The organism is Mycobacterium mantenii (assembly GCF_001667865.1).
GTDB lineage: Bacteria > Actinomycetota > Actinomycetes > Mycobacteriales > Mycobacteriaceae > Mycobacterium > Mycobacterium mantenii_A.
The window spans coordinates 27,192-45,507 of the sequence record NZ_LZJP01000102.1; the positions used below are offsets into that span (position 1 = coordinate 27,192).

At 67.7% G+C, this 18,316-nt stretch carries 17 protein-coding genes; 9 read left to right on the forward strand and 8 right to left on the reverse strand.

Annotated elements, in window-relative coordinates; all coding sequences use genetic code 11:
- Positions 1-21 precede the first annotated feature (21 nt).
- Complete coding sequence (locus tag A5688_RS19280) at positions 22-1,086, forward strand: PDR/VanB family oxidoreductase (protein WP_067912948.1); 1,065 nt, start codon at positions 22-24, stop codon at positions 1,084-1,086.
- Here A5688_RS19280 and A5688_RS19285 read toward each other — a convergent pair.
- Both A5688_RS19285 and A5688_RS19290 read right to left on the reverse strand, forming a co-directional pair.
- A complete protein-coding gene (locus tag A5688_RS19285; RefSeq protein WP_067839695.1) occupies positions 1,073-1,579 on the reverse strand; it encodes a GNAT family N-acetyltransferase in 507 nt (168 codons plus the stop codon). The two genes, A5688_RS19280 and A5688_RS19285, sit on opposite strands and share 14 nt — an antisense overlap.
- Positions 1,579-2,154: a TetR/AcrR family transcriptional regulator gene (locus tag A5688_RS19290; protein WP_120312301.1), complete on the reverse strand. Its 576-nt coding sequence runs from the start codon at positions 2,152-2,154 to the stop codon at positions 1,579-1,581. Before A5688_RS19290 ends, A5688_RS19285 begins: the two co-directional genes overlap by 1 nt.
- Before the next feature lie 192 nt (positions 2,155-2,346).
- Here A5688_RS19290 and A5688_RS19295 point away from each other — a divergent pair, with 192 nt between their 5' ends.
- Positions 2,347-3,345, forward strand: coding sequence for a Rieske 2Fe-2S domain-containing protein (locus tag A5688_RS19295; RefSeq protein ID WP_067839702.1), 999 nt, complete (start codon positions 2,347-2,349; stop codon positions 3,343-3,345).
- 6 nt (positions 3,346-3,351) lie between these two features.
- Positions 3,352-4,434, forward strand: coding sequence for an NAD(P)H-dependent amine dehydrogenase family protein (locus tag A5688_RS19300; RefSeq protein ID WP_067912951.1), 1,083 nt, complete (start codon positions 3,352-3,354; stop codon positions 4,432-4,434).
- A 5-nt stretch (positions 4,435-4,439) separates the two neighbouring features.
- Here the strand turns inward: A5688_RS19300 and A5688_RS19305 are convergent, their stop codons facing one another.
- Positions 4,440-5,798, reverse strand: coding sequence for an HNH endonuclease signature motif containing protein (locus A5688_RS19305; protein WP_067912954.1), 1,359 nt, complete (start codon positions 5,796-5,798; stop codon positions 4,440-4,442).
- A 345-nt stretch (positions 5,799-6,143) separates the two neighbouring features.
- Between A5688_RS19305 and A5688_RS19310 the strand changes: the two genes are divergently transcribed.
- The 4 genes from A5688_RS19310 to A5688_RS19325 all read left to right on the forward strand — a co-directional run bounded on the left by A5688_RS19310 (position 6,144) and on the right by A5688_RS19325 (position 8,457).
- Entirely contained in the window at positions 6,144-6,710 is a 567-nt protein-coding gene (locus A5688_RS19310) for a hypothetical protein (protein WP_067913049.1), read from the forward strand.
- An 84-nt stretch (positions 6,711-6,794) separates the two neighbouring features.
- Positions 6,795-7,532, forward strand: coding sequence for a 4-hydroxy-tetrahydrodipicolinate reductase (dapB, locus tag A5688_RS19315; RefSeq protein WP_067913052.1), 738 nt, complete (start codon positions 6,795-6,797; stop codon positions 7,530-7,532).
- Positions 7,529-8,005, forward strand: coding sequence for a hypothetical protein (locus A5688_RS19320; protein WP_067912957.1), 477 nt, complete (start codon positions 7,529-7,531; stop codon positions 8,003-8,005). The genes dapB and A5688_RS19320 overlap by 4 nt, the downstream gene beginning before the upstream one ends.
- Entirely contained in the window at positions 8,002-8,457 is a 456-nt protein-coding gene (locus tag A5688_RS19325; RefSeq protein ID WP_067912960.1) for a flavodoxin family protein, read from the forward strand. Before A5688_RS19320 ends, A5688_RS19325 begins: the two co-directional genes overlap by 4 nt.
- A 10-nt stretch (positions 8,458-8,467) precedes the next feature.
- Here A5688_RS19325 and A5688_RS19330 read toward each other — a convergent pair whose 3' ends face one another.
- From A5688_RS19330 to A5688_RS19345, 4 genes are all read right to left on the reverse strand, one after another.
- The gene (locus tag A5688_RS19330; protein WP_067912963.1) at positions 8,468-9,016 is read right to left on the reverse strand and encodes an ester cyclase; all 549 of its coding nucleotides are present in this window, start codon (positions 9,014-9,016) and stop codon (positions 8,468-8,470) included.
- Positions 9,017-9,203: 187 nt separating this feature from the next.
- The gene (locus A5688_RS19335) at positions 9,204-10,037 is read right to left on the reverse strand and encodes an acyl-CoA thioesterase domain-containing protein (protein ID WP_082955160.1); all 834 of its coding nucleotides are present in this window, start codon (positions 10,035-10,037) and stop codon (positions 9,204-9,206) included.
- 45 nt (positions 10,038-10,082) lie between these two features.
- On the reverse strand, positions 10,083-11,597 hold the full coding sequence (locus tag A5688_RS19340; RefSeq protein WP_067912966.1) for a DUF4118 domain-containing protein: 1,515 nt from the start codon (positions 11,595-11,597) through the stop codon (positions 10,083-10,085).
- A gap of 45 nt (positions 11,598-11,642) precedes the next feature.
- A complete protein-coding gene (locus tag A5688_RS19345; protein WP_067839724.1) occupies positions 11,643-12,308 on the reverse strand; it encodes a response regulator in 666 nt (221 codons plus the stop codon).
- Positions 12,309-13,118: 810 nt separating this feature from the next.
- Here A5688_RS19345 and A5688_RS19350 point away from each other — a divergent pair.
- Both A5688_RS19350 and A5688_RS19355 read left to right on the forward strand, forming a co-directional pair.
- Positions 13,119-14,645 (forward strand): class I adenylate-forming enzyme family protein, encoded by a 1,527-nt coding sequence (locus A5688_RS19350; RefSeq protein WP_067840032.1) that lies wholly within the window; start codon positions 13,119-13,121, stop codon positions 14,643-14,645.
- A complete protein-coding gene (locus A5688_RS19355; RefSeq protein WP_067912969.1) occupies positions 14,642-17,887 on the forward strand; it encodes a carboxyl transferase domain-containing protein in 3,246 nt (1,081 codons plus the stop codon). The genes A5688_RS19350 and A5688_RS19355 overlap by 4 nt, the downstream gene beginning before the upstream one ends.
- Here A5688_RS19355 and A5688_RS19360 read toward each other — a convergent pair whose 3' ends face one another.
- Positions 17,888-18,217, reverse strand: a complete 330-nt coding sequence (locus tag A5688_RS19360) for a hypothetical protein (protein WP_007775027.1) — start codon at positions 18,215-18,217, stop codon at positions 17,888-17,890.
- Positions 18,218-18,316: the final 99 nt, after the last annotated feature.

Sequence of the window (18,316 nt, forward strand, 5' to 3'; positions counted from 1 at the left end):
GGGGCTTCGGTGCCGGAGAGCATGTGGGCCAGCCGGCCCGCCGACCTGTACGGACGGCGCGACCACGACCGCTTCGGGTCGCTGCTGTGGGGCGTGCGGGCGGTGTTCGAGGGCTTCGCGACGGTGTCACGGTGGTCGCCCGCGCGGGTAAAGCTGGTGCAGCGCAAGCTGACCGCGGTGGTCACCAAGCGCGAGCTCGCCGCGCCCGATGTCGTCGCGTTGACCCTGGCCGACCCCGACGGTGGCTTGCTCCCGTCCTGGACGCCCGGCGGGCACATCGATGTCCTGTTGCCCTCCGGCCGGCGCCGGCAGTACTCGTTGTGCGGTCCGCCCGGGCGGCGCACCGACTACCGCATCGCCGTCCGCCGGATCCCCGACGGCGGAGGCGGATCCATCGAGATGCACGAGGCCTTCGACGTGGGTGACACACTGTCGTTCGAAGGTCCGCGCAATGCGTTCTACCTCGGCACGGCCGAGCGGGACGCGTTGTTCGTCATCGGCGGCATCGGGGTGACGCCCATCCTGCCGATGATCCAGGCGGCCGCGCAGCGCGGAATCGATTGGCGCGCGATCTATACCGGCCGCAGCCGCGAGTACATGCCGCTGCTCGACGAGGTCGTGTCGGCTGGGCCGGACCGGGTGACGGTGTGGGCCGACGACGAGCACGGCCGCTTCGCCACCGTGGCGGAGCTGCTGGCCGGGGCGGGGCCGGCGACCGCTGTCTACGTGTGCGGGCCGAGCGCGATGCTCGAGGCCGTCCGCATCGCCCGCGACGAACATGCCGGTGCGCCACTGCATTACGAGCGGTTCAGCCCGGCCCCCGTCGTCGACGGGGTTCCGTTCGAGTTGGAGCTGGCGCGATCAGGCCAGGTGCTCGCGGTGCCGGCGAATCGGACCGCACTGGACGTCATGCTCGATCGGGATCCGACGACGCCGTACTCGTGCCGGCAGGGATTCTGCGGGACGTGCAAGGTCAAAGTGCTTGCCGGACAAGTGGATCACCGCGGTCGTGTCGCGGCGGGTGACGACGGCATGCTGGTGTGTGTCTCGCGGGCCGTCGGCGAGCGAGTCGTCATCGACGCGTGAGGCGGTAGCCCAGGTGGGGCACCTTGACGCCGGGCGCCGGCTCCCAATCCAGGGTGCGGCCGTCGAGGTGAAAGTCATTCTTCTCATAGAAGCGGCGCGCCACGCGATTGGCTTCCGCGCACCACAACACGACGTCACCGCCGGGTTCGCAGGTCAGGGCCTTATCGAGCAGCAGGCGCCCGACGCCATGCCGTTGGCTTGCCGGCGCGATGTAGAGCGCATCGAGTTCGAGTCGCTCGGGCTCGTCCGGGTCCGGCCCGAAGATCGTCATGCCGAGGAGCCGGCCGTCGGCCTCGGCGACCCACATGCGCCACCCCGGGCGGCTGAGGTCGCGCGGATAGAGCAGCACGGCCCACCGCTTTGGCGAGGTCAGCGTGTCCAGTACGTCCGCGGGCAGCACGCCGGACCAGGATTGCCGCCAGACCGGATAGTGCATCGCGGCCACATCGGCGAAATCGGCGGGCGTGGCCTCGCGAATCGTGATGTCGGCCATTACGGCCGGGACTGCTCGAGGTAGGCGGCCAACGCGTTGGTCAGCCCCCGGCGCGCCATGTCGAGGTCGGCGTAGGACCCGAGCTGGCGTTCGGACACCAGGCCGCGCATCGCGCCGGGGATCAGGGCGGCCACCTCGCGGACCCGATCCGGGTCGACGGCCAGACCGGCGAACGCCTGCTGACAGGTCTCCAGCCAGCTCTTGCCCCAGGAGAACAGCTCGGCGGCCGTGTGCGGGTAGAGCCGCTCGAGCTCGTCGGGATCACGCGGCAGCGCGGCCCGCAGATTCTCGATCGCACGCGAATCCGCCGACGCCAGGCCACGGTAGAGGGTCTCGATGATGGCGCCGACGCGTTCGCGCAGCGGCGCCTCCGCCGAGACGGGTGTCGACAGGGTGGAGAACGTCGCCGCGCGCCGCTCCGCGGTGCGGTGCAGGACCGCGGCCCAGAACCCGTCGGTGTCGCCGAACTGGTACTGCACCGCGCCCCAGGTCGCGCCGATGTCTTTGGCGATGCGGTTGGCCGACACCGAGCCCGGCTCGCCGGAGGCCAGCGAGCGCAACGCCGCCTCGAGCATGCTTTCGCGAGTCGCATGGCCCCGCCGGTTCGGGCGCCGGCCCGCGACTCCGGGCGCGCCGCTCTGTGGGGTCATTCGCCGATCCTATCCACAGGCGGTGGTCCGGCGAGGGGTTTTCATAGAGGGTACTTTGATTTTGTTGGCGAGGGGCCTATCATTCGTACGCGAGGGAGGGCAGCATGGCAGGGCTCGATGGCTAAGCCACCGTTGTCGATGAAACCGACCGGCTGGTTCCAGGTCGCCTGGTCCGACGAGATCGGCGTCGGCGACGTGCACAAAATGAAGTACTTCGACCAGGAGATGGTCGCCTGGCGCGCCGAATCCGGCGAGCTCACGGTGATGAACGCCTACTGCGAGCACCTGGGCGCGCACCTGGGATACGGGGGCAAGGTCGTCGGCGAGGTGCTGCAGTGCCCGTTCCACGGGTGGCAGTGGAGCCGGGAAGGCCGCAACGTCTGCATCCCGTACCAGGATCGGCCCAACCGTGGCCGCCGCATCCGCACCTACCCGGTGGTGGAGCGCAACGCGTCGGTGTACATCTGGCACGACCTGGACCGTCGCGAGCCCTACTTCGATGCGCCGGACGTGTTCGCCGCCTTCGAGGACGGCAGCGGCGTCGACGACTACTACCCGCAGCAGCGGCTGTACCGCGAGACCCTGGAACTGCACCCGCAGTACGTGCTGGAGAACGGGGTGGACTTCGCGCACTTCAAGTACGTGCACAACACCCCGATCGTGCCCGTGTTCACCCGGCACGACTTCGCCGAGCCGGTGTCCTACGTCGACTTCACCATCACCTTCGAGGGCGACGACGGGCAGAAGATCGAGGACGTCAACAGCGGCGTGCAGGCCATCAACGGCGGTCTGGGCATCGCGGTGACCAAGAGCTGGGGCATGATCGACAACCGCACCATCTCGGCGATCACGCCCATCGACGAGTTCACCTCCGATGTGCGCTTCATGGTCTACATCGGCCGGACGCCGCACAAAGACCCCGACCGCGCCGCCGCCAAGGCCGACGAATTCGGGCGCGAGGTGATCCGCCAGTTCGAGCAGGACATCGAGATCTGGTGCCATCAGCGCTATTCGGATCCACCCGCGCTGGCAACCGACGAGTACGAAGGCTTCACCGCAATTCGCCAGTGGGCCAAGCAGTTCTACCCCGACGCGTTCGCATCCCAGGAAGGCTAAAGCGCAATGAGTACAGCACCGGTTCGCGTCTTTCAGGTCGGAAGCGGCAACGTCGGCTCGGAGATGATCAGGCGGATCTCCACCCAGCCGGACATCGAACTCATTGGCGTGCACTGCTATTCGCAGGAGAAGGTCGGCAAGGACACCGGAGAGTTCGCCGGCCTGGCGCCCAACGGGGTGGCCTTCACCGGCACGATCGAGGAGATCATCGCCGCCAAGCCGGACGTGCTGACGTTCCACGGCGTGTTCCCCGACGAGGACCTGTACGTCAAAGTGCTTGAGGCGGGCATCAATATCGTCACCACCGCCGACTGGATCACCGGCTGGCACCGTGACAAGAACCACCCGCACCCGTCGGGCAAGCCGGTGACCCAGCTGTTGGCCGAGGCGTGCGAGAAGGGCGGCGCGACGTTCTATGGCACCGGGATGAACCCGGGGCTGAACCAGATCCTGGGCGTGGTGTGCTCGGCCGACGTCGCCGACATCGAGAACGTCACCACCATCGAATCGGTCGACGTGTCGTGCCACCATTCCAAGGACACCTGGATCGAGGTGGGTTACGGCCAGCCGGTCGACGACCCCGAAATCCCCTCGAAGCTCGAGAAGTACACCCGCGTCTTCGCCGACAGCGTGTACATGATGGCCGACTGCTTCGACCTGCCGCTTGACGAGGTCAAGTTCAGCTACGAGCTGGGCGCGTGCACCAAGGACGTCGACCTGGGCTGGTACACGCTGCCCAAGGGTTCGCTGGGCGGCAACTACATCAAGTACCAGGGCATGGTCGACGGCGTGCCGCGGGTCGAGACACACCTGGAATGGCAGATGACGCCTCACACCGAACCCAACTGGAACATCAAGGGCTGCTACATCACTCAGATCAAGGGCGACCCCTGCATCTACAACAAGCACATGATCTTCCCGAAGCCCGGCGTCGACCTCTCCAACCCGGACAACTTCGCCTCCATCGGCATGACCGTCACCGGCATGCCCGCGCTGGCGTCGATCAAGTCGGTGGTCGCTGCGCCGCCGGGGCTCATCACCAGCGCCGACCTGCCGCTGCGGGGTTTCGCCGGACGGTTCAAGAAATAGACCGGTCATGGCGCCGCACCGTCGTCGAATAGGCGTTCGGGGTGGTGAAAGTCATTGGTGCGCGTGCCCCGGTCCAGCTGCGGGGGCGGTATCCATTCCGTGTCGCCGCTAGCGGTTTTTCTTGTCCGCCAGCCCTTTTCGGCTAGCTTGTGGTGCGGCACGCAGGCGAAGGTAAGGTTGTTCGCGTTCGTTGGGCCGCCGGCCGCCCATTCGTCGAGATGATGCACCTCGCACCAATAGCCGGGCGTGTCGCAGCCCGGGTGGGTGCAGCCGCGGTCCCGCGCGTACAAGACGATGCGCTGATCCGGTGCCGCGACGCGCCGCGACCTGCCGAGATACAGTGGGCGGCCCGAGTGTTCGTCGAACACGGCGAGGTAGTGATAGGCGTGGCGGGCCATTCGGATCACGTCGCGCATCGGCAGCAGCGTTCCGCCACCCGTGACCGCCCGCCCGGTGCCCGACGCCAGCTCCTGCAGCGTGGTCGACACGATGACGGTCACCGGCAACCCGTTGTGCTGACCGAGTTTCGGATCGCCCAGCTGGCCGCGCACCAGGGCGTTGAGGGCGTCGTGCTGGCGCTGGGCGGGGCTGCGGCTATCGCTTTTGCTGCGTTCGTCGTCGGGTCCAGCTGCGACGCAGGGTGTTTGGTCGTCGGGATTGCACATGCCGGGGGCCGCGAACCGGGCGAGCCAGGCATCGAGGTTGGCGCGTAGCTCCGGCGACGCGATCAGCTTCGCGACGCTCATCCCGTCGGGCCGTTGGCCGTACCAGCTGAAACCACGCTGGCGCGCGCGGTCGACGTCGGAGAACTTTCCGTCGGGATTGATCCGCACTGCGCACTGGTGTGCGAGCTTTTGCAATTGGTCCGGACGCAACGTGCGCGCCTGCTCGGCCAGGAATCGCTCGGCATTCTCCACCGTCGCAGGGGGTGTGGAGTCGGGAAGATCCCGGACAAATGTATGAATGACCCGAAGGTGCTGACCGTCGAGCAGCCCGTCTCGCCACGCCACGGCGGTCGCAGGCAACTGCGGCGGCAGCTCCTGGCCGGTGAGGGTCAAACGCGGCGACAGATCGTTGGCGTCGCGAAGCCGACGGCACGCCTCGGCATAGCTGATCCGCAGCCAGTCGGCGACCACCTTGTGCACCGGGCCGCCGATGTCGGCGGGGTCCTCCTTGGCCAGGCTTGCGATCACGTCGTGGCTCGTCGCAAGCTGTCGCCGGCGCGTGGCCTCCATCCGTTCCAGCACCCGCAGCCGGACGGCCGGGCTCAACACATCGAGGTTCAGGCCGCGGATCGCCGAGGCGGCGGCGTCCTGCGCGTCCAGCGCGGCGGACACCTCGGCCGGCAACTCGATCGAATGCATGTTCGAATGATATTCCGCCGCAGGACTGGGCGAAGCCGGACCGAGCCGCGGCTGTGGATCAATCCCGAACTGTGGACAACGCACCCCGGTCTCGAGTGAAGACCATGCGGGAGGAGCTATTAGGGACCGGGCAGCTGACCGGCCCTCATCCACTCTTTGGTGCGATTCACGTTCAGCCGCAACGGGATTCGCTGTTCGACGTCCAACCCGGCACCACCGGCGGCGGCAGGCCGTCTCGCTGAACATTCGTCCTACCTCAGCGAACGGGCGAAGCCGGGGTTGGCTTGACGCGGGCATCGAACGGTCCCGCGTTTTTCGCGGCAGCGCTGCGGGTAACCACCCGTGGTGCGCGCGGGATGTGTATTTGCCGCAGCCGCAGCCGCGGCCGCCGTGGTGATTGCCGCATGCCCGTGCCCCGCCGGTTCGGCCGACCCCGCGTCCGAGAGTCCACCGTTCCCGATCGGTCAGATGGGCGTGCCCGTGCATGCGCGGGCGGCCGACGGCGCGACCGCCGACATCACCGTCAACAGTGCGACGTGGTTTCCGCCGGGGTGCACCACTCATTTCGCGACTCCGACGTATGGCTCCGCATGCAACGTGGTGGAAATGACGATCACCGGGACGTCCCACCGGTTCTTCCAGGTCGACCAGCGCCATATGTTTGCCGGATACGGCGGCGGCAATCAGCCATGGACCCATCCCGACGACGCGCCCCAGCCGTCAACGCTTGCGGTCGACTACCGGAGGCTCGACAAGATGCCCGCGCTGCAAACGGGCGGCCTTCACGACGGCCAGACCGCACATGGATTCGTCGGCTTCGCGATGCCGACGGCAGGCGACCTGTACATCACGATCAACGATCCCGCGCACCCTGCGCCTTACACCGAAGCGGGCTTGATCGTCCACACCTGATCGGCGTGAGAACCCACGTTCGAGTTGTCATGACATCTCGAAGCGCGCCGCGGCGTCGAATTGACCCGGTCTAGGGTGAAGACCATGCGGGTAGGAGTGCTGGGAGCCAAGGGCAAGGTGGGATCGGCGATGTTGGCGGGCGTGCAGGCCGCCGAGGATCTGACCTTGTCCGCCGAAGTGGACGCCGGCGATTCGCTGAGCCTGCTGATCGAGGGCGACACCGAGGTCGTCATCGACTTCACCCACCCCGACGTGGTGATGGACAACCTGAAGTTCGTCATCGGCAACGGAATTCACGCCGTCGTCGGGACCACCGGCTTCACCGCCGAGCGGCTGCAGCAGGTACAGGATTGGCTCGCCGACAGCGGAGGCACGTCGGTGCTGATCGCGCCGAATTTCGCGATCGGGGCGGTGCTGTCGATGCACTTCGCCAAGCAGGCCGCGCCCTTCTTCGAGTCGGCCGAGGTGATCGAGCTGCATCATCCGCACAAGGCCGACGCACCCTCGGGCACCGCGACGCGCACCGCGAAGCTGATCGCTGAGTCGCGAAAAGGCTTGCCGCCCAACCCCGATGCCACCAGCACCAGCCTGCCGGGCGCGCGCGGCGCCGACGTCGACGGCGTCCCGGTGCACTCGGTGCGACTGGCCGGGCTGGTCGCTCATCAGGAGATCCTGTTCGGCACCGAGGGGGAGACGCTGACCATCCGCCACGACAGCATCGACCGGACCTCGTTCGTGCCCGGTGTGCTGCTGGCGGTACGCCGGATCAAGGAACACCCCGGCCTGACGGTGGGTCTCGAGGCCCTGCTCAATCTGCAATGAGCGACACCGCGCGCGTCGTGCGTACCCAATTGCTCGTCGCCTTCATGTGCGTCGCGCTGGTGGTGTACTTCGTGCTGCTGGGGCGCGTGGCCGTCGCGATGATCGGCTCCGGTCGGGCGGCCGCCGTCGGCCTCGGACTCGCGGTGTTGGTCCTGCCCGTGATCGGGCTGTGGGCGATGATCGCCACCCTGCGCGCCGGGTTCGCGCACCAGAAGCTGGCCCGGCTGATCGCTGCCGACGGGATGGAACTGGACACCAGCGCGCTGCCGCGCCGGCCGTCGGGCCGCATCCAGCGCGACGCGGCCGACGAACTGTTCGCCACGGTGCGCACCGAGGTGCAGGACCACCCCGACGACTGGCGGCGCTGGTACCGGCTCGCCCGCGCCTACGACTACGCGGGGGATCGCCGCCGCGCGCGCGAGGCCATGAAGACCGCCTTGGACTTACACCGAGACCTGCAGGGGCGCCCATGAGCAAGACGCTGTTGATCGTGCACCACACCCCGTCGCCGCACACCCACGAGATGTTCGAGGCGGTGGTCTCCGGCGCCACCGACCCCGACATCGAGGGCGTGGAGGTGCTGCGGCGCCCGGCGCTGACGGTCTCGCCGGCCGAGATGCTGGCCGCCGACGGGTACGTGCTGGGCAGCCCGGCGAACCTCGGCTACATCTCGGGAGCGCTCAAGCACGCGTTCGACTGCTCCTACTACCAACTGCTCGACTCCACCCGCGGGCGACCGTTCGGGCTGTACCTGCACGGCAACGAGGGCACCGAGGGTGCCGAGCGTGCCGTCGACACCATCACCACCGGGCTGGGGTGGTCGAAAGCCGCAGTGACCGTGGTGGTTTCGGGCAAACCCGGCAAGGACGAGCTGCAAGCGTGCTGGGAGCTCGGGGCGACGGTCGCCGCGCAGCTGATGGACTAGCCGTACCCGGTCAGGTCTTGTTGGACCAGGGGTTCCGGACTCTGCGCGAACGTAGCGCAGCCCGAGCCACAGTGATGGGGTGGTTGAGGAGAGTCGCGAGCCGACCCGCCGTACTGTTCGGATCGCGTCCGACACCAAGCTGAATGAGCAGGCCGATGCGGTCGAAATAGGCGCGTTCGCATACGAGGTCGGCTCCGTCGAACTGGAAGATCGCGACAAGCGGCAGCTCGACTGAGCGGCCCGTCGGGGGAAGCCCGCGATAGGTCCCGAGGTGCGTACCGAGCACGCGGGTTTCCACCATCACCCGGTCGTCGTGATGACACAGCGAACCGGGCTTGATGTCGAAGCGCATGTCTGGAAAGGCAGTGAAGAGTTCGCGGTACGCGTCCGCGACCGCGTCATGGCCGACGGCAACCTCGCCGGGCAGTTCCGTTCTTGCGGCACCGGATTTGAACGTCGCAAGCGTCGCCGCGATGTCGTGCTGGTTCTCCGCTTCGAAGTGGGTAAGGACCGTGGTTTCACGCAATTGCCGTTCGGCGGCTTCGGTTGTCTCGGTCACGCGGCTCCGCCTTCCTTATGGCTGCCTGCGGCTTTGCTGGGCAGCCTGAGTCTAGATGCCTGGGCGGGCAAAAGGAGATGAATAGCCTGGCCCTCAAGCACGCGTTCGACTGCGCCTGCACGGTAACGATGGCCCGAGCGCGTAGACCTTGACGTCGACGCCATCATCACTGGGGTAGGGCGGTCGGCTAGGTGTGGGTCGGCCTGAAGGCGTCGGCCGGTTGGGCAAGCGCAAGCGCCGAGCTGGTGCCCAGCGGTCCGTGCTTGTCGAACAGGGTCGCGGCGCCGGTGGCGACCCCGGCCGTGGCGTAGTGGCTCTGGGCGGCGAGCCCGAGGAATTCGCCGTCGGGCAGCCGGCTCGCGGTGACGGTGTAGTCGGCGTTGATGTAGCGCAATCCGCCGGTGCCCCAATGGGTCAGCGAACTGGTGATGTCACCGACGAACGCCATGCGGGTGAACGGGGTGAGCGGGTGGCCGTGCACCATCGGGCGAAACAGCCGGGCCCAGGCGAACTTCTGGGAGTGGGTCTGTTCCCATTCGCCGGCGGCAATGCCGGGACTGCCTTCCGACGTGGCGCCGTACCCCCAGATGAGAAACGGCATCTCCGCCGCAAAGCCGTCCGAGGACGTCGGGAGCGGCGGCATCTGCGCGGGGGACGACCACACCTGCCCGTCGGGATGATCACCGCGGCGCAGGAACAGCGCGCTGGCCCGCGCGACGACCGTGCCGTTCTGGACCAGGCTGCCGTCGACCAGCTTGATGCGCCGGCCCTCGCGCTGCACCGAGGTCCGGATCTGCACCGGCTCCATCAGGGCCGGACGCAACAGGTCCACCGTGAAGCGGGCGGGCTGCAGGTCCGGATCGATGCCGGATTGCTCTATGCCCCAACCCAACAGGCCCCCGACGATCTGGCCGCCCATCGCCGCGCCCCACGGCCCCTGCGTCATCTTGCCCGGAACATAGGAGTCGCCGTCTACAGTGAAAAACGCCTCGGGCATGATGGCGGAATCCTCGATCGTCACCGCTATCACGATAGGACACCGGACCGAGATACCCGTGCACCGCCGTCATGCACAGGTGGGAATCACAACGTGCAGGGTGGTGCCGCCCCCGGGCGGGCTGGCAATATCCAGGTGGCCCCCGAGCGCTTCGACTCGGTCTATCAAACCGACGAGCCCGGATCCGTTGCCGCTGTCGGCTCCGCCGACGCCGTCGTCGCGGATCGCGAGCATCAACTTCGACTCGTCAGTTCGGGCGTCGATGTCGATCTCGGCGGCGTGCGCGTGCCGGGCTGCATTCGTAAGCGCCTCCGCCACAACGTAGTACGCGGCGACTTTCGCAGATTCAGGTATCCGTTCGTCCAGTGCCAGGCGAATAGTGACCGGAATGGGGCAGCGGCGGGCCAGCGTCTTGAGCGCTGAATCGAGGCCACCCCTGGACAGGATCGCGGGATGAATGCCCCGAGCGAGCTCCTGAAGATCGGCTGATGCCACGCCAAGGTGCGTCACAGCGGCTGAGATTTGGTCTTTCAGCCAATCGAGTTCTGGCGGCACGCCTTCCTCGATAGCGCGCAGTTGCAGTGCAAGCGATACCAGCCGCTGTTGTGCCCCGTCGTGCAGATCACGTTCGAGACGGCGGCGGGCATCGTCGGCGGCGGTGACGATGCGCGCTCGAGACGCGGTGAGCGCTCCGTGCGCCTCGGCATTAGCAATGGCAGTGGCGACGAGTTCGGTGAAATCACCGATCCTCTGCTCGGTGGCGAGCGGCAGTGGACCGGCTGCGGAGCCGACGACTGTGACACCCCATAGCCTGCCCCCGACCACGATCGGTGCCCCCACGCCGCTGCGTAATCCTAGATGGCGAATCAGCGCCGCCAAATCACCACTCGCAATGTCGTGACTGTCCATCCGTGCGGCCCGGCCGGAATTGGCCACCATGGCACCGATGTTCTCCCCGTCCACGGGCCAGCGGCTGCCGACGGGCATCTGCAGCGTCTGCGCAGGGTCGTTGACTGCCGCGACAAGTGTTGCGGTGCCGTCGGTTTCGTAGCGCCACAGCGCCACGTTGGCAACCTCGAGCGATTTCGCCAGCTCATTCACCACGGCGGGAAAGATCTCTGATGGCCGAACTCCCCGCGCGATCAGGGTCGCGACCCGGCGTAGCGCGGCTTGTTGCTGGGCGAGAAGACCGAGCTCGTCTCGGCTCTCTTCGGCCTCCCGCCTGCGCTGTTCGGCGTTCGCGGCATGTGCTCGCGCATTGCGCGCCAACATATTGGCAACCAGCCCCACGATGACGAAGACGAGCAACGCCGTCCAGTCCTGAAGCTGAGCCGGCACCATCGTGGTGTCCGGCCAGTTGCGAAAGTAGTCGAAAGCGAGTGCACTCAGCACCGCCGTCGCGGCGGCCAGTCCGCTTCCCCACCCGGTTGCGACGATGAGAACACCGATCAGATAAAGCACGCCAAAAGAGTTGTCGGGGGCGAGAGCCTTGAGCAGGAGCATGACGGAGGTTTCCGCCGCGATGCAGACAACAGCCACCGCGAAGCCCAGCGGTGCCGGTAGTGGGTCACGGGACAGCAGCATCGAGCCCAGGCGAGAAATGTTCTGCGGCTTAGCTATTGGCACAGGTCAGCGCGCCTCCAGAAAGGTGATGACGGCACGAACCCGTCGGTGATCGTCCGGCGTTTCGCGTAGCTCCAATTTGGTCATGATGCTGCGGACGTGCTTCTCGACGGTGCCCTCGGTCACCCACAAGCGTTGGGCAATACCAGCGTTCGAGCGCCCTTCCGCCATAAGGGCAAGGACTTCCCTCTCCCGTGGGCTCAGTTCCGCCAGCGGATCGTTGCGGGTGCGAGCTTCGACCAATTCCTGAACCAGACCGGGGTCGACCACACACCCCCCGTCGGCGATTCGGCCCAGCGTGCTTAGGAAGTCGTTGACGTCAGTCACCCGTGTCTTCAGCAGGTAACCAACGCCGCGGCCGCTGGCCAGCAGTTGCATCGCATGTTCTGCGTCCACGTGCGCAGACAAGATCACCAGCCCCGCCGAGGGCAACTCTTCACGGATGGTCATCGCGGCGTCGAGTCCCTCGGTGGTGCCCGTCGGCGGCATCCGGATGTCGACGATCACCACTTCCGGCTTCTCCTGACGGACCAGTTCCATAAGGCTTGCGGCGTCGCCGGCCTGACCGACTACCCGGTAACCGGACCGGGCCAGCAGGCTGGCTAATCCTTCTCGCAGCAGCACGTCGTCATCGGCGATGACGACACGCACACCTGCCTCTTCCCCCTCCACCCGAAAGTGATCCTCTCTTACGATCTGCACCCGGCAATGCCGAGCGTAATTGCAGCTAGCAGGTATTGCTGTAGTCAGGGTGGCCGGCCGGCAAGATAGATGTCAGCACTGAAGACACAGACCCCGCAGCACGGGAATCTGGGGTCATGAGAACGACCACAGCGTCTTCGATCAGGAAGTGGGCACCGGGCTGCGGGTATGTGGCGCGGTGCGTCGTCCACGTGTCCGGAGTGCTCGCCTTCAACGCAGCCGTCTTGCTGGCGGGTGTCCAACTGACCGGATTGAGCTGGTCGGAACTGTGTTTTTGGTGTTGCCACCGATGATGACCGGATCGGGGGCCGTTCTGACTTTCGTGGCGCTCAACCGAATGATCATGCGGTCAGAAGCGGCCGACGCGGCTGTTGAACGCAGGAGCAGTGTCATCAGTGGAACCCGCTAGTAAGCATTCTCGTTCAGCCACGCACAGGACCTGGATGCGCCGGACCGGGTCAAGGAGATGCCGTGATGTGATCGCCACGACGACGCTCAGCGTCGTTCTCGCAGTGGGCTCCAGTGTCGGGACACCTGTGAGCGCCGACTCCAACCCGTTTGGAACCCTCAGCTGCAACAGCCAGGACCCGCCTTCGGCCTTCGACGGGGATCAAAAACAGGTCATAGACCGAGGTATCCGCGACGCCCTGTCCGGCCGGCTGGCGGGGCCGTCGCACTGATCCGGACGCACCGGTTCGAGCTTGATGGCTAGACTGCCGACTACGCTCACAGCCGGGACGTTCTTGTGACGGAGGTCGAGACGTGACGCAGCCGAGCGCGGTGATTGAAATTCCGCGCGGCCACAACCCGTTCCCGGTCACCGGCGTGTCCCGCGGCCGCGACGGCATCCCACGATATGACGACCTGCCCGCCACCCTGCTGGACATGCTCGCCGAACAGGTCGACGCCCGTCCGGACGCGGAAGCCCTGGTCGAGCTGGGCGCCGGCCGGCTCACCTACCGGCAGCTGTGGGACCGCGCCGCGCGGGTGGCCGGCGGCCTGCGCGAGAGCGGCCTGCAACCCGGTGACCGGGTGGCGGTGCGTAAGCCCGCGGGAATCGACTGGGCGCTGGCGTTCTGGGGCACCGTGATGGCCGGTGGCGTTGCGGTGGCGGTCAACACGCGATCGGCGCAACCGGAGGTCGAATTCGTGCTGTCCGACTCCGGCGCGCGGGTCGACCTGGCGCCCGATTCGCCGCTGCCCGACGGGCGGCCATACGTCACCGAGCAACTCGGCGCCGCCGACACGGCCGCCCTGTTCTACACCTCGGGCACCACCGGCCACCCCAAGGGCGTGCCCACCACGCACGAGGCATTCCTCACCAACACCGAAAACGCCCGCCGCTGTCTGCAGCAGCCGCGGGATCTCGGTGAGGCGATGCGCACCCTCATCTCGGTTCCGCTGTTCCACGTGACCGGTTGCAACACACAGCTTCTGGCCGCGGCCCGGCTTGGGGGAGCATCGGTGATCATGCCGGCACTCAACCTGGACGCATTGCTCACGGCGCTGACCGCCGAGCGGATCTCGGTCATGGTCACCGTTCCGGCGGTCTACTCGTTGTTGTTGCGGCACAGCGGGTTTGCTGGGCTCGATGTGTCGAACGTGCGGTGGGTGGGCTACGGCGGGGCTCCGATCGCCCCGTCGCTGGTGCTGTCGGTGAAAGACGCGTTCGGCCACGCCACGGTGTTCAACGGCTACGGCATGACCGAGACGGCGTCGCTGATGACGGTGCTGCCCGACCGCGAGGCCGTCGAGCACGCCGACTCCGTCGGTTACGCGGTGCCGTCGGTCGACCTGGGTCTGATCCCGTTCGGTGGCGACGAGCGAGGCGTCGGTGAGTTGGTGGTGCGCGGCGCCAACGTGACGGCCGGGTATTGGAACCGGCCGGAGGCCACCGCGGCCACCATCGTGGACGGCTGGCTGCACACCGGCGACGTGGTGCGCGTCGACGACGCTGGCCGGGTGCACATCGTCGACCGGCTCAAGGACATCATCAACCGCGGTGGCGAGAACGTCTCCAGCGTCGAGGTGGAGGCCGTGCTGCTGGCGGCGCCCCACGTCGCGGACGCCTGCGTGCTGGCCGTTCCCGACGACGTCATGGGTGAGAAGGTGGGTGCGGTGTTGTTCGGCGGTGACGACGAGATCAACGTGCCGGCGGTGCTCGACCACTGCCGCGGCCAGTTGGCCGACTTCAAAGTGCCGCAATATGTCACGGTGGTCGCTCAAGCACTGCCGCGCAATGCCGGCGGCAAGCTGCTCAAGGCCAGACTTCGTGAGCAGGTCCGGTGGGGCGAGCCGCTGCGATGAGCCCGAGCCTGCTGGTCGCCAACCGCGGCGAAATTGCTCTTCGAATCATCCGCACCGCAACCGAATTGGGCATGCGAACGATCGCGGTCTACGCCGAAGACGATGCGGACAGCCCGCATGTGCACGCGGCAGACGAGGCGATCGGGCTGCCGGGCACCGGCCCGCGGGCCTATCTCGACCAGGCCGCCGTGCTGGCGGCGGCCAAACGCTCCGGCGTCGAGCTGGTTCACCCCGGTTACGGCTTCCTCAGTGAGAACGCCGAATTCGCCCGCGCCTGCGCGGCGGGCGGCCACACCTTCGTGGGTCCGGACCCCGGGGTGCTCGAGTTGCTGGGCAACAAGACGGCGGCCCGCGGCGCCGCGATCGCCGCCGGGGTTCCGGTGCTGCCCGCCACCGAGGGACCGAGCAGCGTCGAGGACGTCAAGGAATTCTTTGCGGCCCACGGTGCCATCATGATCAAGGCCCTGGCCGGCGGCGGCGGGCGGGGAATGCGCAAGGTGCACAGCGCCGATCAGATCGACGAGGCCTACCAGCGCTGTGCCGCCGAAGCGCGGCTGGGCTTCGGTGATTCCGCGCTGTTCGCCGAGGCGCTGCTCACCGACGCCCGCCACATCGAGGTGCAGGTCGTGGGAGCGCCGGCCGGGTACCAAACACACGCGCACGCGGTCGGCGACCGCGACTGCAGCATCCAGCGACGCTATCAGAAGCTGGTCGAAATCGGCCCCGCCCAAGGCCTTTCGGATGGCCTGCGCCGGGCCCTGCACCAGGCGGCGGTGCGGTTGTGCGCCCGCGTGGGACTGCGCGGGCTGGCCACCGTCGAATTCCTGGTCACCGGAGAGGAATTCGTCTTCCTCGAGGTGAACCCGCGAATCCAGGTCGAGCACACCGTCACCGAGGAAACCACCGGGCTCGACCTGGTGGCCGTGCAGTTGGCCATCGCCGGCGGCGCATCCATTTACCAGCTGGGGCTGGCATCCGGAATCGCCTCCGACGGCATGGAAGTCATCGGCGAGCCGGCCGCGCGCCGCGGCATCGCGATTCAGCTCAGGGTCAACATGGAGACCTTTGGGCCCGACTTCGCCGTCGTGCCCTCCGCGGGCACGCTCACGGTGTTCTCCCCGCCCAGCGGGCCCGGCGTCCGCGTCGACACCTATGGCCGGGCCGGGCTGGTGATCAGCCCCCAGTACGACTCGCTGCTGGCGAAGGTCATCGCGCATGTGCACGGGTCGTCGTGGCAGGCGGCCGTGCGCAAGGCGCGCACCGCTTTGGCCGAATTCAGCATCGAGGGCGTCGCGACGAACATCGGATTCCTGCGCGAGCTGTTGTCCGACGGCCGGGTCGAGTCCGGTTGGGTGAGCACCGGTTTCCTCGATGAGCGGCTTCCCGAGTTGGCCCGGGCCGCGCTGTCTCACCAGAAGGAACCACGGGCGGCGGCGGTCGAGCTCTATCCCGGCGAGGATGCGCTGCGCGCGCAGCTGGCCGGCACCGTGGTCGAGGTCGCGCCCGAGGGCGCCGAATATGCCGCGGGCGGGCAACTGGTGGTCCTGGAAGCGATGAAGATGCAGCACGTGCTCGTCGCGCCGGACGCGCTGCGGACCGTCCGGATTCTGGTGACGCCCGGGCAGGTGGTCGGGACCGGGGATCCGCTGCTGGTCTTCGTTCGCACCGCGGCGGCCGGTGACGGCGAGTCCGTCCCGGCCGCAACCGATCTCGACCGGCCCCGGGCCGATCTCGACGAGGTGATGTACCGCCATGCCCTGACCCTCGACGAGGGCCGCGAGGCCGCGGTTGCCAAGCGGCACAAGCAGGGTCGCCGCACCGCGCGGGAGAATATCGCCGATCTCGTCGATCCCGGCAGCTTCGTCGAATACGGCGCGCTGGCGATCGCGGCGCAACGCAGCCGTCGCTCGGAAGAGGACTTGATCGCCAACACGCCCGCCGACGGACTGGTCGCCGGCGTGGCCGCCATCGGCGCGGACCGGTTCGGGCGAGACGCGGCGCAGGCCGTCGTGGTGTCCTACGACTACACCGTGCTGGCGGGTACGCAGGGCATGCGCAACCACGCCAAGACCGACCGGGTGTTCGATCTGGCCGCGCGAAAACGGTTGCCGGTGGTGCTGTTCGCCGAAGGTGGCGGGGGCCGGCCGGGGGACACCGACGTCGGCGGCGCCGCCGGGCTGGACGTCCCGACGTTCCGGATGCTGGCCGGACTCAGTGGGGAAGTGCCGCTGGTGTCGGTGGTCTCGGGGCGTTGCTTCGCCGGCAACGCGGCGCTGGCCGGGGTGTGCGACGTCATCATCGCGACACCGGACGCCAACATCGGGATGGGCGGGCCGGCGATGATCGAGGGCGGCGGGCTGGGCGTCTACCCGCCGGAGGCGATCGGGCCGATCGGGGTGCAGCGGCGCAACGGCGTGGTCGGCCTGGTCGCCCGGGACGAGGCGCACGCGGTCGCACTGGCCAAGCAATACCTGTCGTACTTCCAGGGCACCCTGAGCGGCTGGACGGCGCCCGACCCGCGGCTGGCCCGGCATGTGGTGCCGCAGAACAGGTTACGCGCCTACGACGTGCACCGCGCGATCGAGGCGATCGTCGACGTCGGCTCGGTGCTGGAGCTGCGGGGAGACTATGGCGTGGGGATCGTCACCGCGCTGGTGCGCGTCGAGGGAGTGCCATACGGGCTGATCGCCAACAGCACTCACCACCTCGGTGGCGCGATCGATGCCGAGGCGGCCGACAAGACCGGCGACTTCCTCGCCTTGTGCGAATCGTTTGGGCTGCCGGTGATCTCGCTGTGCGACACCCCGGGCTTCATGGTCGGGCCGGCCGCGGAGATTCAAGCGGCGGTCCGCCGTTTCGGCCGGATGTTCGTGCTCGGCGCGCGGCTGACGGTGCCGCTGGGAATGATCATCTTGCGCAAGGGTTACGGGCTCGGCGCGATGGCGATGGCCGGCGGTTCGTTCCGCGCACCCCACTTCACCGTGGCCTGGCCGACCGGAGAGATCGGCGGCATGGGCCTGGAAGGCGCGGTGCGCCTGGGATACAGCAAGGAACTGGCCGCCGCGGACGAGTCAGGCGACCTCGCCGAACGGCAAAGCCTATTCGATCGTCTGGTGGCCAAAGCCTACGAGCACGGCAAGGCGCTGCGGGCCGCCACCACGTTCGAACTTGACGACGTCATCGACCCGGCAGCCTCCCGGGCCTGGATCACCAGGCTCGCGGAAGGCCGACGGGTCGAGTGATCAGGCGTGGCCGGAACCGCAACCGACGCCGGGCAGACATCCGGTACCGCCGGGGATGCCACCCGGTCCCGCGTTCTGTCCGCCGGAGCCGCAGCCGACGCCCGGGACGCAGCCCTGGCCGCCCGGGCCGCCGCCGGGACCGTTGAACTGGCCGCCCGAGCCGCAGTTTCCGTTGGCGTCGCAGCCGCCGCCGCCCGGGTCGTCTTTGAAGGTGACGTGGGTGGGGGCGGGGGAGTTGGCGGCTGGTCCGGCGACATACACGTCAGCGGCGGCCGCGGGCGCGGCGGCGATGGCCGCAGCGACAGCCCCGGCAACAACCAGCGGTTTCATGAGTGTCAATTTCGATAACATGCGCGTGGCATACCACCTCCACATGTGTCCAAAACATCGCGAATAAAATTCGACAGCAAACGAAGTCTCCGCTGCTCG

Bases quoted from the DNA above. Each gene is read 5' to 3' on its own strand.
- A5688_RS19280 (WP_067912948.1), top strand. From the start codon at position 22: ATGTGGGCCAGCCGGCCCGCCGACCTGTACGGACGGCGCGACCACGAC.
- A5688_RS19325 (WP_067912960.1), top strand. From the start codon at position 8,002: ATGAGCAAGACGCTGTTGATCGTGCACCACACCCCGTCGCCGCACACC.
- A5688_RS19285 (WP_067839695.1), bottom strand. From the start codon at position 1,579: ATGGCCGACATCACGATTCGCGAGGCCACGCCCGCCGATTTCGCCGAT.
- A5688_RS19340 (WP_067912966.1), bottom strand. From the start codon at position 11,597: ATGCTGCTGTCCCGTGACCCACTACCGGCACCGCTGGGCTTCGCGGTG.
- A5688_RS19360 (WP_007775027.1), bottom strand. From the start codon at position 18,217: ATGAAACCGCTGGTTGTTGCCGGGGCTGTCGCTGCGGCCATCGCCGCC.
- dapB (WP_067913052.1), top strand. From the start codon at position 6,795: ATGCGGGTAGGAGTGCTGGGAGCCAAGGGCAAGGTGGGATCGGCGATG.
- A5688_RS19355 (WP_067912969.1), top strand. From the start codon at position 14,642: ATGAGCCCGAGCCTGCTGGTCGCCAACCGCGGCGAAATTGCTCTTCGA.
- A5688_RS19290 (WP_120312301.1), bottom strand. From the start codon at position 2,154: ATGCTCGAGGCGGCGTTGCGCTCGCTGGCCTCCGGCGAGCCGGGCTCG.
- A5688_RS19305 (WP_067912954.1), bottom strand. From the start codon at position 5,798: ATGCATTCGATCGAGTTGCCGGCCGAGGTGTCCGCCGCGCTGGACGCG.
- A5688_RS19320 (WP_067912957.1), top strand. From the start codon at position 7,529: ATGAGCGACACCGCGCGCGTCGTGCGTACCCAATTGCTCGTCGCCTTC.
- A5688_RS19300 (WP_067912951.1), top strand. From the start codon at position 3,352: ATGAGTACAGCACCGGTTCGCGTCTTTCAGGTCGGAAGCGGCAACGTC.
- A5688_RS19295 (WP_067839702.1), top strand. From the start codon at position 2,347: ATGGCTAAGCCACCGTTGTCGATGAAACCGACCGGCTGGTTCCAGGTC.